Origin of the sequence: Jejubacter calystegiae (assembly GCF_005671395.1) — a bacterium.
GTDB classification, from domain to species: domain Bacteria; phylum Pseudomonadota; class Gammaproteobacteria; order Enterobacterales; family Enterobacteriaceae; genus Jejubacter; species Jejubacter calystegiae.
This window is the reverse complement of sequence record NZ_CP040428.1, coordinates 164,273-181,506: the sequence shown is the minus strand read 5'-3', so window position 1 is coordinate 181,506 and position 17,234 is coordinate 164,273. Positions and strand designations below refer to the sequence as shown.

Sequence of the window (17,234 nt, the reverse complement as noted above, 5' to 3'; positions counted from 1 at the left end):
TTGATGAAAAAAGGTCTTGTACTCTTTTCGCTGCTGGCCGCTACCTTTGCTGGCGCCGCCCACGCTGATGACGCTGCCATTAAACAGACCCTGAGCAAACTGGGAATGGGGCAGGCAGAGATTAAAGACGCGCCGGTGCCCGGTCTGAAAACCGTATTAACCAACAGCGGCGCGCTCTATATCACGGAAGACGGCAAGCACCTGCTACAGGGGCCGCTGTATGATGTGAGCGGCGGCCAGCCGGTCAACGTGACCAATAAGCTGCTGATGGGCAAGCTGAACGCCCTGAGCAAAGAGATGATCGTCTATAAGGCGCCGAAAGAGCAGTACGTTATCACGGTTTTCACCGATATCACCTGCGGCTACTGCCGCAAGCTGCATGAAGAGATGAGCGACTATAACGCTCTGGGCATCACGGTGCGCTATCTCGCTTTCCCGCGCCAGGGGCCCCAGAGTCAGGCCGAGAGCGATATGAAGAGCATCTGGTGCGCCAGCGATCCGCGTAAGGCCTTTGATAGCGCGATGAAGGGCGGAAAAGTCGCGGCCGCCAGCTGTGATATCGACCTCACTCAGCATTATGCGCTGGGCGTTCAGTTCGGGGTTCAGGGCACGCCAGCGATGGTCCTGAACGACGGCTCGCTGATTCCGGGCTATCAGGGGCCGAAAGAGCTGAAGGCCTTCCTGGATCAGCACAAGAAGCTGACGGCAGGCGGGCAGTAACGGGTGGAACAACAAACGCAACTTCGGCGCCGGGAGTCAGACACGACCGTTGTCTTCCCGGCGCAGGTGCCACCTTTGCTGCAGCGACTCTATGCCAGTCGAGGCGTACGCAGTATGGCGGATCTGGAGCGTAGCGCCAAAGGGCTGCTGCCCTGGCAGCAGCTTAACGGTATGGCCCAGGCGGTAAAACTGCTGCATCAGGCGCTCATCGATAATCTGCATATCGTGGTGGTGGGCGATTTCGACGCCGACGGCGCTACCAGTACCGCCCTGAGCGTTCTTGCACTACGCGCTTTTGGCGGCAAACAGATAAGCTATCTGGTGCCGAATCGCTTTGAGGATGGTTATGGACTGAGCCCCGAAGTGGTAGATCAGGCCCATGCCCGCGGCGCGCAGATGATAGTGACCGTGGATAACGGTATTTCCTCTCATTCCGGGGTGGCCCGGGCTCACGAACTGGGGCTACCGGTGGTGGTGACCGATCACCACCTGCCGGGCGAAACGCTACCGGCGGCGGATGCCATCATTAACCCAAATCTGGCGGATTGCGACTTCCCGTCGAAATCGCTGGCGGGCGTTGGGGTCGCCTTTTATCTGATGCTGGCGCTGCGAGCCCATCTGCGCGATAGCGCCTGGTTTGAGCAGCAGGGACTCACGATCCCCAACCTGGCCGAATTCCTCGATCTGGTGGCGCTGGGAACGGTAGCGGACGTGGTACCGCTCGATGCCAACAACCGAATTCTGACCTGGCAGGGGCTGAGCCGTATCCGCGCTGGCCACTGTCGTCCGGGAATTCGCGCCTTGCTGGAAGTGGCGAACCGCGATCCTAAACGTCTGAATGCCAGCGACCTGGGCTTTGCCCTGGGGCCGCGTTTGAACGCTGCCGGTCGACTGGACGATATGTCAGTCGGCGTGGCGCTGTTGATGTGCGATAACCTGAGCGAAGCTCGGGTACTGGCTAACGAGCTGGACGCGCTGAACCAGACCCGTAAAGAGATAGAGCAGGGGATGCAGGCCGAGGCCATGACGCTGTGCGAATCCCTGAGCCGTAGCTGCGATTCGCTGCCAGCGGGGCTTGCGCTCTATCATTCCGAATGGCACCAGGGGGTGGTGGGAATTCTGGCTTCGCGAATCAAAGAGCGCTTCCACCGCCCGGTGATTGCCTTTGCACCGGCAGGCGACGGCACTCTGAAGGGCTCTGGCCGTTCGGTACAGGGACTGCATATGCGCGATGCTCTGGAGCGTCTGGATACCCTGCACCCCGGGCTGATGCTGAAGTTCGGCGGCCACGCCATGGCGGCGGGCCTGTCGCTGGAAGAGGCCCGCTTCGATGAGTTCCGCCAGCGCTTCTCTGCGCTGGTGGGGGAGTGGATAGACCCGGCGATGCTTCAGGGCGAAGTCTGGAGCGACGGCCCGCTCTCTGCGCAGGAGATGACGCTTGAGACGGCAGAGCTACTGCGGGATGCCGGCCCCTGGGGGCAAATGTTCCCGGAACCGCTGTTCGACGGCCAGTTCCGCCTGCTCCAGCAGCGCATTGTTGGCGAACGCCACCTGAAGGTGATGGTGGAGCCGGTTGGCGGCGGACCGCTGCTGGACGGTATCGCCTTTAATATCGATACCGCTCTCTGGCCGGATAACGGCGTGCGCGAAGTGATTCTTGCCTATAAACTTGATGTTAACGAGTTCCGTGGCAACCGTTCGATACAGCTGCTGATCGATAAACTCTGGCCGCTGTAAGAGAAGCTCCGTCGGCGTGACGGAGCTATAAAAACCGCGCCAAATCCGGTAAACTCGATCCCTTATTTCCGAAAACCGTCCACTAAAAAGACTGACTACTCATGTTTGAAATTAATCCGGTAAAAAACCGCATCCAGAACCTCAGTGAACGCGCCGACGTTCTTAGGGGGTATCTTTGACTACGATGCCAGAAAAGAGCGTCTTGAAGAAGTAAACGCCGAGCTGGAACAGCCGGACGTCTGGAACGAGCCCGAACGCGCCCAGGCTCTGGGGAAAGAGCGCTCTTCTCTGGAGGCGGTCGTTGAGACCCTTGACCAGATGAGTCAGGGCCTGGAAGACGTAGAAGGTCTGCTGGAACTGGCCGTTGAGGCCGAAGATGAAGAGACCTTCAACGAAGCCGTCGCCGAGCTGGATCAACTGGAAGTCAAACTCGGTCAGCTTGAATTCCGCCGTATGTTCTCCGGTGAATATGATAGCGCCGACTGCTACCTGGATATCCAGGCCGGTTCTGGCGGTACCGAAGCGCAGGACTGGGCCAGCATGCTGCTGCGCATGTATCTGCGCTGGGCGGAAGACAAAGGCTTTAAGACCGAAATCATTGAAGAGTCGGAAGGCGAAGTGGCCGGGCTCAAGTCCGCGACTATCCGCATCGCCGGTGATTACGCCTATGGCTGGCTGCGTACCGAAACCGGGGTTCACCGCCTGGTGCGTAAGAGCCCGTTCGACTCCGGCGGTCGCCGTCACACCTCGTTCAGCTCCGCGTTCGTCTATCCGGAAGTGGATGACGATATCGATATCGAAATCAATCCGGCGGATCTGCGTATCGACGTTTACCGCGCGTCCGGCGCTGGTGGTCAGCACGTTAACCGTACCGAATCGGCGGTGCGTATCACCCACATCCCCACCGGACTGGTGACGCAGTGCCAGAACGACCGTTCGCAGCATAAGAACAAAGACCAGGCCATGAAGCAGATGAAAGCGAAGCTTTATGAACTGGAAATGCAGAAGAAGAATGCCGAGAAACAGGCGATGGAAGACACCAAGTCTGATATCGGCTGGGGGAGCCAGATCCGCTCCTATGTGCTGGACGATTCGCGCATTAAGGATCTGCGTACCGGTGTCGAGACGCGCAACACCCAGGCGGTGCTGGACGGCTCTCTGGATAAATTTATTGAAGCAAGTTTGAAAGCGGGGTTATAAAAACCACTATGTCAGAACAACAGCCTCAGGGCACTGAAGCGGCGGCCGAGCTTAATAACGAACTACAAAATCGTCGCGAAAAGCTGGCTGCGCTGCGCGGTCAGGGCGTGGCTTTTCCTAACGATTTCCGCCGCGACCATACCTCCGAACAGCTGCATCGTGACTACGACGAAAAACAGAACGAAGAGCTGGAAGCCCTGAATATCGAAGTGAACGTGGCTGGTCGTATGATGACCCGCCGCATCATGGGTAAGGCTTCCTTCGTCACGCTGCAGGATATGGGCGGCCGCATTCAGCTTTACGTTGCGCGCGACGATCTCGCCGAAGGGGTTTATAACGAGCAGTTCAAGAAGTGGGATCTGGGCGATATTATCGCCGCCCGCGGTAAGCTGTTTAAAACCAAAACCGGCGAACTTTCTATCCACTGTAGCGAACTGCGCCTGCTGACCAAAGCTCTGCGCCCGCTGCCGGACAAGTTCCACGGCCTGGCGGATCAGGAAACCCGCTATCGCCAGCGCTATCTGGACCTGATTGCGAACGAAGAGTCGCGTCACACCTTCCGGGTGCGTTCCCAGATCCTGTCCGGTATTCGCCAGTTCATGGTGGGCCGCGGCTTTATGGAAGTGGAAACCCCGATGATGCAGGTGATTCCGGGCGGCGCTTCCGCGCGTCCGTTTGTGACTCATCACAATGCGCTGGATATCGATATGTATCTGCGTATCGCGCCGGAGCTGTACCTGAAGCGTCTGGTGGTGGGCGGTTTCGAGCGGGTGTTCGAAATTAACCGTAACTTCCGTAACGAAGGTATCTCCGTACGCCATAATCCCGAGTTCACTATGATGGAACTCTATATGGCCTACGCGGACTACAAAGATCTGATCGAGCTGACCGAATCGCTGTTCCGCCAGCTGGCTCAGGAAGTACTGGGCACCACTGAGGTCGCCTACGGTGATGAAACCTTCGACTTCGGTAAGCCGTTCGAGAAGCTGACCATGCGCGAAGCCATCAAAAAGTATCGTCCGGAAACGGAGATGGCGGATCTCGACGACTTCGATAAAGCGAAAGCGATTGCCGAAAGCATTGGCATCAAGGTTGAGAAGAGCTGGGGCCTGGGCCGTACCGTGACCGAGATCTTTGAAGAGGTGGCGGAAAGCCATCTGATTCAGCCGACCTTTATCACCGAATACCCGGCCGAAGTTTCGCCGCTGGCGCGTCGTAACGACCAGAATCCGGAAATCACCGACCGCTTTGAGTTCTTCATTGGCGGCCGCGAAATCGGTAACGGCTTCTCGGAGCTGAATGATGCTGAAGATCAGGCGCAGCGCTTTGCCGACCAGGTTGCGGCGAAAGATGCGGGCGACGATGAAGCGATGTTCTTCGATGAAGACTACGTGACCGCGCTGGAGCACGGCCTGCCGCCGACCGCCGGTCTGGGCATTGGTATCGACCGTATGGTGATGCTGTTTACCAACAGCCACACCATCCGCGACGTTATTCTGTTCCCGGCGATGCGTCCGCAGAAGTAATGCGTTGATATAACGTGCGCAAACGCCCTCCTGATACGGAGGGCGTTTTTGTTTCTGGCATCGGGCGATGCTAAGATAGCGGTCGTTTAAGATTCAGGCCCGAGAGGACGAGATTTGAGCAGGGGACGCCCGGTAATCACCCGATTTTTCAGCATGCTGTGCCTATGCTTCAGCCTGCTGCTGACCGCTTGTTCTTCGAATAAATCTCTGCCGGAGCAGGGCAGCTATAGCGGTCCAACCTGGACTGTGAAACGCGGCGATACCCTGTGGCGCATTGCCTACAGCAGCGGCAGCAGCGTTAAGGAGCTGGCTCGCCTGAATAATCTTTCCGCGCCTTATACCCTGGCCGTTGGACAAAAGCTGCGCCTGAAAGGCAGTGCTACGACGGCGAAATCTACCCGAACCGCTAAAGCCACGCCCCGTAAAACCTCCAGCGGCGCTGTAGCGAAGGCTGCGCCGCCGCCGGCGGGTTCGCGCTGCTGGCGCTGGCCGGCTCAGGGCAAAGTGGCGCTGCCGTTCTCCAGCGCTCAGGGTGGTAATAAAGGGATTGATATCGGCGGCCAGCGCGGCGCGCCGATCTATGCGGCGGGGGCCGGTAAGGTGGTCTACGCCGGTAATCGCCTGCGCGGCTACGGCAACCTGATTCTGCTGAAGCACGGTGAAGATTACATTACCGCCTATGGCCATAATGAGCGCATTCTGGTGACCGAAGGCCAGCAGGTGAAGGCCGGACAGCAGATCGCCACTATGGGCAGCAGCGGCGCCAGCAAGGTGGGACTGCATTTCCAGATTCGCTATCGCGCCACCGCCATCGACCCCCAGCGCTATCTGCCGCCTTCGTGCTGACCTTCGCTTAAAATACCAGCACTTAACGCAGCGGGGGTTGCCAGAGGGTGGGGAAGGTCTATAATGCCATACGCACTTCCGATGCGGGCGTAGTTCAATGGTAGAACGAGAGCTTCCCAAGCTCTATACGAGGGTTCGATTCCCTTCGCCCGCTCCAACTTATTGATGAATAAGAAAAATTTTATTTATCAAGCAATTACATCATCCCGCTAAACCAGGTACAACCGTAACTACACATTGCACAATCGCCGCATCTGTCGCGTGGTTGGTGTGTGGTACACGGGAATATATCACCACGCTGACGTTCTTGCTGCGATAGCCCAACAACGAACAAAAGCCACCTACCCGGCATAATTCCCGAAGACTTTTAGTGAAGCGCATTTTACCCGATGCCCCCGCTCTGTTGCCGTCGCGATCCGCCTTAAACAGATGTTTGCTGATCTCAGTCTTGAATGCAGGGCACTGAAAGACGTTATCGAAAAAAAGCTTTAAAACCAGCCCTTAAGCGTGAGCTGGCCACTCATCTGATAACGACATTCGGACTCAGTATCCGTCAGGCCTGCCGGAGTCTGAACCTGAGCAGAACGGTTTACCATTACCGCCCGGATACCACGTGTGATGAACCTGTTATTGCCGCCCTGCAGGCAGCGACTGAACGATACCCATGATACGGTTTTCCGAAACTTTTCCAGGTTTTGCGCAGGGATACCCGTGGAATCACAAAAGGCTCCACCGTATTTACTGCCTGCTGAAGCTGAATTTTCGCCATAAGGGCAAGCAACGGCTGCCGGTGAGAAATCCCCCACCGCTGGCCACGCCGGAAGCGCTGAATAATATGACACAGGAAGAATACCGACAGCACCATTATTTGGCCAGGCTCTCAAAAACTGCATGGAACTAAAACGGGTCTATTTACTGATAGCCAGCCGCTTTTCCCCCTTATCTTTCATTTTTGGCATTTTATTGAAGTTATTCAGGCGAACAGTTAAGTGATACTTCGACTTTCTCGCCTGCATATGTACCGGTACTGGCATGTCAGAAGGTTCAAAACCCGCTGCAAGGACGGGTTTTCATAAGAGGTTTACCCAACGACTAATCCGTTGCGGTGGCTCATTTTCTTAGAACGTTATCCTGAAACCGGCATTGGCCGCAATGGGCGACTCAATATGTTTACCATTCTGATATTGCCCCTCAAGCCAGACGCCGGCGTTTTTAGTTATCTGGGCGGAGAGTCCTGCGCCATACTTCCCCGTCGTGCCGGAAATATCATTATCAAAGTTCCAGGTATCATTGATAGCGACCCGGTTATTATCCACAAACTCATGACTGACGGCCAGGCTTACATAGGGCTTTACCGTGGCTCCGGCAATGGAAACATCAAGTCCTACATTCACTCCCGCCTCGCCCTGGAATGAGTTGGTGGTATCGATATTCGCCTTCATTCCGTTATCCAGTTTGACGTCTTCTCCTCCGGCCTGCATGGCTGTCGCACGGATATAGGGCTGAAGCCAGACAGGGGATGCGGTTGTAAAGGTCATGCCGGTTTCCAGGCTGCCACCAAACGCATCCTGGCTGTAACTCCCTTTGGCCGGTGTGTTATCCGTCATTCGAGCATTTATATCATTACTGAAATGGTTATATTTTGCGACGGCATCCACATAAAGTCCTGAGTCAGCCATCCAGGTGGCGTAGAGTCCGCCGCCGGTGCTGTTAACGGTGCTTTGCCCGCCGCGGGCATGAGAGATTTTATTACTGGTGTAACTGACGAAAGCGCCTAGCGCAACGCGTCCTGAATTAACGTCAATGACCGTGTCGGCACCCGTTTCCATACCAGTCTGACCTATTTTATAAGCGGAACCGTATGGCCCGCTTATCCGGTTATTACTCCCCAGAATACGCCCCCAGACGCCGCCTGGAGCAAGGGTATTGGTCTGGATATCGCCGTGACGAAAGCGAAGGCTTTGCATTTCCGCGTTAAAGATGGTGACTGGCGCGGAAGCCAGACTGAGTATGGCGTCTGTAGAAGGAGATGTCGTGCGATCGCCGTTGGGTGGCACAGGGGCCGGATCGGGAGGGAGGGAGTCATCGCTATCCTGGGTGAGATACCAGTCCGTTCCCTGTTTTGACAGCGAATATTGCCATGCTCCGGCATCGACTTTGCCGCCCTCCACCGAGAATGCGGCATTACCGGAACCCGTATGCACAACCTGTAAATCTTCGCCGCCTGCCTGAGGCTCGTTCCCTGTATTGGCAATCGCAAGGACATACGTACCCGTCGCCTCACCGGTCACGTTCAGTAAATCGCCGGTATTCGCAGCAAGATTCGTGTTCATCAGAAAACGCCCTGTTCCCGACAGGGATGACACCGTCAGAGTTTTAAACCCTGTACCGGATGAGCCAAAATTGACCGTGCCGTTATTGATAGTCAGCGCTCCAGGGTTGTCGTTTCCTGTCATATTCCAGGTTGAATGATCGCCTACATTCAGGGAGGCGGCGCCGGTCAGCAAGCCGGTTAATTGCGCATTTTTTCGCAGGGAGACAGTCGTTGTACTGCTATTATCCGTCACAACATCGCCAAACAGCGTAGCGTTCTCAACGCGCAGGCTGGCGTTGCCGTTACTGGCGTTATTGAGCAAAACATTATCGCCGCCGGAAAGCGTACTTCCATTCAGAACAGATATATCAGCCGTCATGTTTTCTACGCTGATGGCAGCGCCGGTTTCTCCCGTGACCGCGGAATTATTGATGCTCAGATTAACCTGATGACCATTACCGTCAGGGGTGGTCGGCGTCATCAGGATCCCATTATTATTCCCTTTAACCTGAGAGGTGATTAACTCAAGCGTGGAGGGCGAGTCTGTTATTCCTCTGCTGCCTGCTGTAATGCCATTCGCGTCTTCTCCTGTGCCGGAGACGCTCGTGGACTGTAGGTTAAGCGTTCCGTCAGAGAGTAACGCCCCGCCTTGCCTGCCTGTAATGATGGCATTGCGGGCAATGACGTTAACAGGGCGATAATTAAAGGCGATGGCCTGCGACTGAACGCCATATCCCTCTGCATTGACGGTAGTATTCAGTAGAGAGCCACTGGAATTAATATAATTAACCCCGCTTAAAACGCTGTTAATGACGGAATCGGAAATTGTGGATGTGGAGGCGGATTCAAGATTCACTGCTCCGCCATTGCCAGTCGAGTTCACCAGATTTAATGTTGAATTGCTAATCAGAGTCTGCGGAGAGCCGGTTGCATCGGCATTGTTAATCCCGATGACAGCACTGCCGCCGTTTTGCGTCAGTGTACTGTCAGCAATATGGAGATTGCTTGCAACGGATAAAATAGATTGCTGGGCGTTTGACGTAGTGGCAGTTACGCCATCCAGATTAATATCTGATTTAGAAGAATAAATAGCTTCTTGCATATCACTGCCCGCATACGTTCCGCCATTGTGAATGGTCAGTGTGGAATTATTAACGGAGAGAGAGCCGACAGAGCCACCATCAACAATTAACTCGCCATTATTGGAAACCTGATAGGGGGTATTGCTTTGATCATCCGTGACCGTAACCGATGTGCCGCTTACGTTTACTGCCTGAGCATAAGGCGTCGTGCTCAGAGCGGCGATCATCAATGCCAGCTGGTTTTTAGGGAATTTCATTTTAGGGAGCCTCATTATACCTTCGCGGAAAATATCCTTGTGGTTAAGACATAGGCAAGCCTGGTTCGTTTTGCCAGCTTAAAAGTGAGAAAAGAGGTTTTTCAGGTAGTGAACATGAACCGCTATGGCTTAGGCAGGCGTATGTGGAGATATATGCTGCGGCGAACTCTCTGAAAGCCAGCTGGAGGCACCGTTTTATTCTATCTGACTGACGTTTCCGTCAGGGAGAATTTGTACACGTTGACCAGAATCACTCCGTCAGCCAGCCGCAATTCATGGTTTTATGACTCCCGCCGCGAAGGGAAAAAATCACCCGGAAGCAGTGCGCGGCAATCCTCTTTGACGAGTTCCGGGATTTATCCCGCATGTTTGCGATATACGGCCTGTAAGGGGCGTATATCGCGCAGATGATTCTCCATATGCATGAGTGTTGTCAATAACGGGTAAAAAGTGGGTCTTCCGCAGCCTGGGTGGAAGCAAAACAATGGAATTTTTTAGTTAACAAGGAGCTAAGCTGTTTTAAGTTATGGGTAACGCAATACCTTTACTTAAGACGCTTTTGCAACTGCCTGGCCTCGACGGATTTCAGTACGGCGATTCACTGATGCTCAGTTTCTATCCCTTACTTAATTATCAGGTTATTTATCTTCCGTTATATATGTATCACTGTGTGGTTAAATAACACGCCAAATTGATAACGCATTTGAATTATATCGATTGGTAATTTTTTGTTTGATGGCCATAAAACAACGTCAAATAATGGTTGATAGCCTTTTTATGTTTAAGGATAAATATCTAAAAATAACCATGCAAATGCTGTGATTATTTAATGGAAGGATTTGATGCATTAGTGATGTTTACCTTTTCTACTCATTTGTTTTGGTTGTTTGTTTTTATTTTTTTGCTCTTTTATGGTTTTTTATTCTGGTTTTTGGTTTTTCGTCTTTTGATTTTTCTTTATTTGTTTTGTTTTTCGGATTTAATCTCTTTTTTTGTAATTGGTTGGTTTTTTTAACCTTCACTATCAAGTGGTTATTGTGGCGATTATCCTAAAGTGATTTTGTTTTTATGTTTATTTTCATGTGGATGCTGTATTTATTTTAGTGAATAAAGTCTTTGTGGATTATTCTTATACCTGTTTTGCACTTTTTGAGCATCCAGCTAGACTCGAAATACCCATAAACCGTTTTACATATTCCCTTACAGGTGGTGATGAAAAAGAGACTGCCCTGGGATGCCAGAGTTGCGTCTGTTGTTAGTTTTGCGCTCTGTTGTATCTCCCAGGCAGAAATAACAATTCACATAGCAATAACTTTAAAAAATAAATACAGCGGCGCTGATTAGTTCTGGTCAGCTTAACCTTTGTAATGGAAGCTAATATGGTAGACATCGCAATCACCGATGCTGCTGGTAATGCCATGCGCGCTACCAACGGCAATGAGATTAATTTATCTTCACCAGGCATTGTGAAATTAAAAATAAACCCGCAGGATATTGCGGGTACCAGTAGGGTGGGGAATGATCTCTCAATTTCGCTAAATAATGGCGAAAAAGTCGTGGTAAAAAACTTTTTTATCGCAAATGAGCAAGGGGAAACCAGCAAGCTGGTACTGGAAGATGGGCAAGGCGCATTGTGGTGGGTGCAAAACCCGGAAAGCGTACCGCATTTCCAGCCCATAGAAGATATCAGCGCACTGGCCGCAGAGGATGAAGGCATCAGCGCAGCGCCTTTTATCATGGCCGGTGCGGGCGCTCTGGGTATCGCCGCCATGTTCCTGGGGGCGAATAACGATGACGATAATCATCATAGCTATGTCCCCCCGGAAATGGATTCTGGTGAGGATGATAATACGACGCCCGCCGTCGTCGACGATCTGAAGGTTGTTGATAATCAGGAACCCGTTACCGGGGAGATTACCCGCGGCGGCGCCACGAACGATGCCCGCCCGACCCTGAACGGAACGGCGGAAGCGGGCAGTCTGGTCACTATCTATGATGGTGAAAAGGTATTGGGCAGCGTCACGGCTGACAGCAATGGTAACTGGAGTTTTAAACCATCGACGGCGCTGGGTGATGGTCAGCACAGCCTGAGCGTGACGGTAACGGACAGTGCCGGGAACGTGAGCGATCCTTCCCCGACATTTACGATTACAGTGGATACCAGCGCGCCTGAAGCCGGCACCATTAGCGGTGAGAGTGCAACCAGTAACAGTCTGCCCGCGTTGAGCGGAACGGCGGAAGCGGGCAGCCTGGTCACCGTTTATGATGGCGATAAAGTGCTGGGTAGCGTCACGGCGGACAGCAATGGCAACTGGCGCTTTACGCCGTCGACATCGCTGGGTGATGGTCAGCACAGTCTGAGCATTACCGTCACGGATAAAGCCGGAAACGTGAGTGAGCGTTCGACGGAGCTCGTCGTGACCGTGGATACTCAGGTTGCCGCCGTCACCAATCTGGAGCTGATCGATGATTCCGGCAAAGATATCAAGATTATTTCCAACGGCGGAACCGTTAACGATACGCGTCCCACTTTACGTGGTAATGCGGAGCCCGGAAGTACCATCTCTGTTTATGATGGCGATACGCTAATTGGCAAAGCGATTACGGATAGCCATGGCAACTGGAGTTTTACCTTCCCTTCTGAACTGACAAAGGGTTCTCATCATTTCTCGACGGTTGTCACCGATGCGGTAGGGAACGTAAGCGCCCGTTCCCCGGATTTTTCCGTGAATGTACAAGGACAGGGAGCTGGCGGCGGTTCAGACTCTGACGCTGATTCTGACAGCGACTCGGACTCTGACAGTGACTCTGACTCGGACAGTGACTCAGATTCTGACAGTGATTCGGATTCCGACAGCGATTCGGACTCTGACAGTGATTCCGATTCCGACAGCGATTCGGACTCTGACAGCGATTCCGATTCTGACAGCGACTCGGATTCCGATAGCGATTCCGACTCCGACAGCGATTCCGACTCCGACAGCGACTCGGATTCTGACAGCGATTCCGACTCCGACAGCGACTCTGACTCTGATAGTGATTCCGATTCAGACAGCGATTCTGACTCTGACAGCGATTCGGACTCCGACAGCGATTCGGACTCCGACAGCGATTCGGACTCCGACAGCGACTCAGACTCCGACAGCGATTCCGACTCCGACAGCGACTCAGACTCCGACAGCGATTCCGACTCCGACAGCGATTCCGACTCCGACAGCGACTCGGATTCCGACAGCGATTCAGACTCCGACAGCGATTCTGACTCTGACAGTGATTCCGATTCCGACAGCGATTCGGACTCCGACAGCGATTCCGATTCTGACAGTGATTCCGATTCCGACAGCGATTCGGACTCTGACAGTGATTCCGATTCCGACAGCGATTCGGACTCTGACAGCGATTCAGACTCCGACAGCGATTCCGATTCTGACAGCGATTCGGATTCGGACAGTGATTCCGATTCGGACAGCGACTCAGACTCCGACAGTGATGCCGACTCCGACAGCGACTCGGATTCGGACAGCGATTCCGATTCAGACAGCGATGCTGACTCCGACAGCGACTCGGACTCTGACAGCGACTCGGATTCCGACAGTGATTCCGACTCTGACAGCGATTCCGATTCTGACAGTGACTCCGACTCCGACTCCGACAGCGACTCGGACTCTGACAGCGATGCTGACTCCGACAGCGACTCAGACTCTGACAGCGACTCGGACTCCGACAGTGATTCCGACTCTGACAGCGACTCAGACTCCGACAGCGACTCGGACTCTGACAGCGATGCTGACTCCGACAGCGATTCAGACTCTGACAGCGACTCGGACTCCGACAGCGATGCTGACTCCGACAGCGACTCAGACTCTGACAGCGATGCTGACTCCGACAGTGATTCTGACGCCGACAGCGACTCTGATTCCGACAGCGACGCTGACGCTGACAGTGATTCCGATTCGGACAGCGACTCGGATTCGGATTCCGACAGCGACTCCGATTCGGACAGTGACTCCGATTCCGACAGCGATTCCGATTCGGACAGCGATTCGGACTCTGACAGTGATTCGGACTCTGACAGTGATTCTGACTCTGACAGTGACTCAGATTCTGACAGTGACTCGGATTCCGACAGCGATTCCGATTCTGACAGCGATTCGGACTCTGACAGCGATTCGGACTCTGACAGCGATTCAGACTCAGACAGCGATTCAGACTCCGACAGCGATTCCGATTCTGACAGCGATTCGGATTCGGACAGTGATTCCGATTCGGACAGCGACTCAGACTCCGACAGTGATGCCGACTCCGACAGCGACTCGGATTCGGACAGCGATTCCGATTCAGACAGCGACTCGGACTCTGACAGCGACTCGGATTCCGACAGCGATTCTGACTCTGACAGCGATTCTGACTCTGACAGCGATTCCGACTCTGACAGTGATTCCGATTCAGACAGCGATTCGGACTCCGACAGCGACTCGGATTCAGACAGCGATTCCGACTCCGACAGCGATTCCGATTCTGACAGTGACTCGGACTCCGACAGTGACTCGGACTCCGACAGCGATTCGGATTCAGACAGCGATTCGGATTCAGACAGCGATGCTGACTCCGACAGCGACTCGGACTCTGACAGCGACTCGGATTCCGACAGCGATTCTGACTCTGACAGTGATTCCGATTCAGACAGCGATTCGGACTCCGACAGCGACTCGGATTCAGACAGCGATTCAGACTCCGACAGCGATTCCGATTCTGACAGCGACTCGGACTCTGACAGCGATTCGGATTCTGACAGCGATTCCGATCTCCAGGCCAGAGACGATGCAATCCAACTGGAGCTGACGTCCACCACAACCCAGACCACCAGCAGCCATTCGGATACCGGTAGCATCTTTATCGGTCTTCTGGGCGGATTAATTAATCTGGGCAGCGGTAATGCCGTTACCGGCTTCACCGTCGAGGAAGGGCACAGCGCCAGTATCGATGTGACAGTCACTGGTCGTTCGTTACTTTCCGCCATCAGCGATCTGGATGTGGCGGTGCAGCGTTGGGATGCCAGCAGCGAAACCTGGGTCACCGTGGCAGATAGCTCCAGCGATCCGTCGCTTATCTCCATTATCGGTGGCGACACCGTTTCGTTGACCCTGGATAACCTGGAACCCGGACAGTATCGCGTCACAGCGCTCAGTGATAACGCGCTGCTGGGGCTGCTTTCCACCACCACCGTCGCGGTTGATGTCACCGATACCGGGCCGGGCGTTAGCGGTACGGCCAGCGGTAACCTGATTACCGATGATGATGGCGTTCACGGTAGCGATAGCGTAACGGCAGGCACGCTGGTCAGCCAGGTCACCAATAGCGATGGTACGGTCGTTGAGGTTCCCGCCAGCGGCGAAGGGGTGACCATTGACGGCGAATATGGATCGCTAACGCTGTTTGCCGACGGTAGCTGGACCTACACGCTGCTGGATACCTCGACTTCGGTACAGGGTAAAACCGAAACCTTCACCTACACCCTGAGCGACGGAACGCAAAGCTCCAGTGCGAACCTGGCCATAGCGCTGACGCCGCCGGGTGGCAGCGACGAAGTGGTAACGGCCGTTGACGATCGGGTCACGCTGGATGTCGAAACTGTCTATCAGGAAACCGATAACGGTGAAAGTTCGAAGACTGGCTTTGTGCTGCTGAACCTGGGACTGGGCGATATCCTGGATCTCAGCCTGATCGATATCAATAACCAGGCAACCTTCTCTGTAGGGGCGGATGAAGTACGCAACCTGAACCTGCAGGCCAATGCCGGTGGCATTGCGATAGGAACCTCGTTCGATCTGTACATCTACAAATACGATGAACAGAGCGGCCAGTATCAGGTCATGCAGCGAGTGGAGGACTGGTATCGGATAGTCCTGCTGGGCGGCGTTTCGGATGAACTGCCGATCACTCTGACGGAAGGTAACTACCTGTTCCTGCTCAATGCTACCAGCGGTCTTTCAGTGGCGACGGGATATACCCTGAAAGTGCTGTCCGATGTGACCCACTCGGTATCCACCGATAACGTCAGCGTCACGGGCAACGTGGTAAACGAAGGGGACGGGGCCGATACGGTGCCTGAAGGCAGTGTGATTAGTAGCGTTAACGGCGTCACCATCGCCAGCGACGGGACGACCACCATTGCCGGTCTGTATGGCGAACTGACCATCGATAATCAGGGGAACTACACCTATACCCTGTATGGCGGCCAGGAAGCGGCGAACGTCGGAGCGAGCGAACGCTTTAGCTATACGGTTACCGGACCGCAGGGGACTCAGTCCACCGCGACCCTGACCGTTAACCTGACCCAGCCTCAGCTTACCGCCGTTGATGATACGGTGGCGCTGGAGGCGGCTGCGGCCAACGTTAGCGCTGCGTTTAGTCAGGTAAACCTGGCTAGCGCCGACTGGACCACCGGCAGCAGCAGCGTCACGCAGAACGCCCAGGGCGCTTTCCACGTGGATGAAGGCCATGTCCTGACGGGGATCTCGTTGCAGTACGCCCTGGACGATAGCCTGCTGTTGGGCAGCGTGGGGCTGACCATTAGCTACACCATTACCAATGCGGCAGGCGAAGTGGTGGCAAGCAGTAGCTCGCCCCTGATAACCAACAGCAATGCGTCGCCGGAGGCGATAAGCCTGGGCTCCCTGGTGTTGGCAGGGGGGGATTATGTTCTGCACGTCACCAGCATCTCCGATGCGGCGGGAACGGTGATTTCACGGCCAACGGTATCGGTTGATGCCTCGCTTTCAGGCACCGAAATCACACTGGATGAGTTCCATACCGGTGAAGCCGTGACCGTCACGGGCAACATCCTGGATGGCAGCGATGCCGATGGCGCGGCGGATGAAACCCTTGATATTAACACGCAGCTTATCGTCAGTAACGACCAGCAGTCGGTCACGCTCAATCAGTACGATGAGCAGCCGGCAACCCTGGCAGGCAAGTACGGCGCCCTCACCATTTATGGCGACGGTCACTACAGCTACAGCCTGAATGGCGATGTTGATATCACGTCCATCACCCAGAAGGAGACCTTTGACTATCAGTTGAAGACCGCAGATAACGCCAGCGCCAGTGCGACGCTGACGGTCGATCTGCATCCGATGCTGAGTGGTAGCAGTCAGGGCGATACGGTCACCAGTACCGCCTATGACGATACCTATACGCTGGGGGCGGGGGCCGATACGGTCATCTTTAACCTGCTGGATGCACAGGACAGCACCGGCGGTAACGGTAGCGACAATGTCTGGAGCGACTTCTCCACCGCCGATGGCGATGGCGTAGACGTCGCCGGACTGCTTACCGACTGGGATGGCAGTAGCGATACCTTCGGCCAGTATCTGTCGGTGGAGCATACGGAAGACGGAAACACCGTTATTTCAATCGACAGAGACGGTAGCGGTTCGCAGTACCAGTCCACGGAACTGATTACCCTGGAAGGGGCAGAAGTCACGCTGGACGAACTGCTACAGCACAACAGTCAGGATAACGTGTAACGGAAAACAGGCGGCACAGGGAT

Annotated in this window: 8 protein-coding genes, 1 tRNA gene and 1 pseudogene; 9 read left to right on the top strand and 1 reads right to left on the bottom strand. The window is 54.5% G+C overall.

Annotated features, from left to right (window positions below; translation table 11 throughout):
* Positions 1-3: 3 nt before the first annotated feature.
* The 7 genes and pseudogenes from dsbC to FEM41_RS00705 all read left to right on the top strand — a co-directional run.
* On the top strand, positions 4-720 hold the full coding sequence (gene dsbC, locus FEM41_RS00735; RefSeq protein WP_138093369.1) for a bifunctional protein-disulfide isomerase/oxidoreductase DsbC: 717 nt from the start codon (positions 4-6) through the stop codon (positions 718-720).
* Between the two features lie 3 nt (positions 721-723).
* A complete protein-coding gene (recJ, locus tag FEM41_RS00730) occupies positions 724-2,457 on the top strand; it encodes a single-stranded-DNA-specific exonuclease RecJ (RefSeq protein ID WP_138093366.1) in 1,734 nt (577 codons plus the stop codon).
* A 101-nt stretch (positions 2,458-2,558) separates the two neighbouring features.
* A protein-coding gene (gene prfB, locus FEM41_RS00725; protein ID WP_138093363.1) for a peptide chain release factor 2 occupies positions 2,559-3,657 on the top strand; the annotation gives its coding sequence in 2 pieces (ribosomal slippage) (positions 2,559-2,633 and positions 2,635-3,657; 1,098 coding nt in all).
* Positions 3,658-3,665: 8 nt separating this feature from the next.
* A complete protein-coding gene (gene lysS / locus FEM41_RS00720; protein WP_138093360.1) occupies positions 3,666-5,183 on the top strand; it encodes a lysine--tRNA ligase in 1,518 nt (505 codons plus the stop codon).
* A 153-nt stretch (positions 5,184-5,336) separates the two neighbouring features.
* Positions 5,337-6,029: an amidase activator ActS gene (gene actS, locus FEM41_RS00715; RefSeq protein ID WP_138093357.1), complete on the top strand. Its 693-nt coding sequence runs from the start codon at positions 5,337-5,339 to the stop codon at positions 6,027-6,029.
* 83 nt (positions 6,030-6,112) lie between these two features.
* Positions 6,113-6,186 (top strand) — tRNA-Gly (locus FEM41_RS00710).
* 260 nt (positions 6,187-6,446) lie between these two features.
* Positions 6,447-6,861, top strand: a pseudogene (locus FEM41_RS00705) (transposase family protein); the annotation flags it as partial.
* Positions 6,862-7,147: 286 nt separating this feature from the next.
* Here the strand turns inward: FEM41_RS00705 and FEM41_RS00700 are convergent.
* Entirely contained in the window at positions 7,148-9,682 is a 2,535-nt protein-coding gene (locus FEM41_RS00700; protein WP_168198747.1) for an autotransporter outer membrane beta-barrel domain-containing protein, read from the bottom strand.
* Positions 9,683-9,990: 308 nt separating this feature from the next.
* Between FEM41_RS00700 and FEM41_RS24790 the strand changes: the two genes are divergently transcribed.
* Together FEM41_RS24790 and FEM41_RS00685 are read left to right on the top strand one after the other, a co-directional pair.
* Positions 9,991-10,071 carry a DUF3289 family protein gene (locus FEM41_RS24790; protein WP_338324515.1) on the top strand — a complete coding sequence of 27 codons (81 nt, stop codon included), beginning with the start codon at positions 9,991-9,993 and terminating at the stop codon, positions 10,069-10,071.
* A 990-nt stretch (positions 10,072-11,061) separates the two neighbouring features.
* A complete protein-coding gene (locus tag FEM41_RS00685; protein WP_138093351.1) occupies positions 11,062-17,211 on the top strand; it encodes a BapA/Bap/LapF family large adhesin in 6,150 nt (2,049 codons plus the stop codon).
* Positions 17,212-17,234 lie beyond the last annotated feature (23 nt).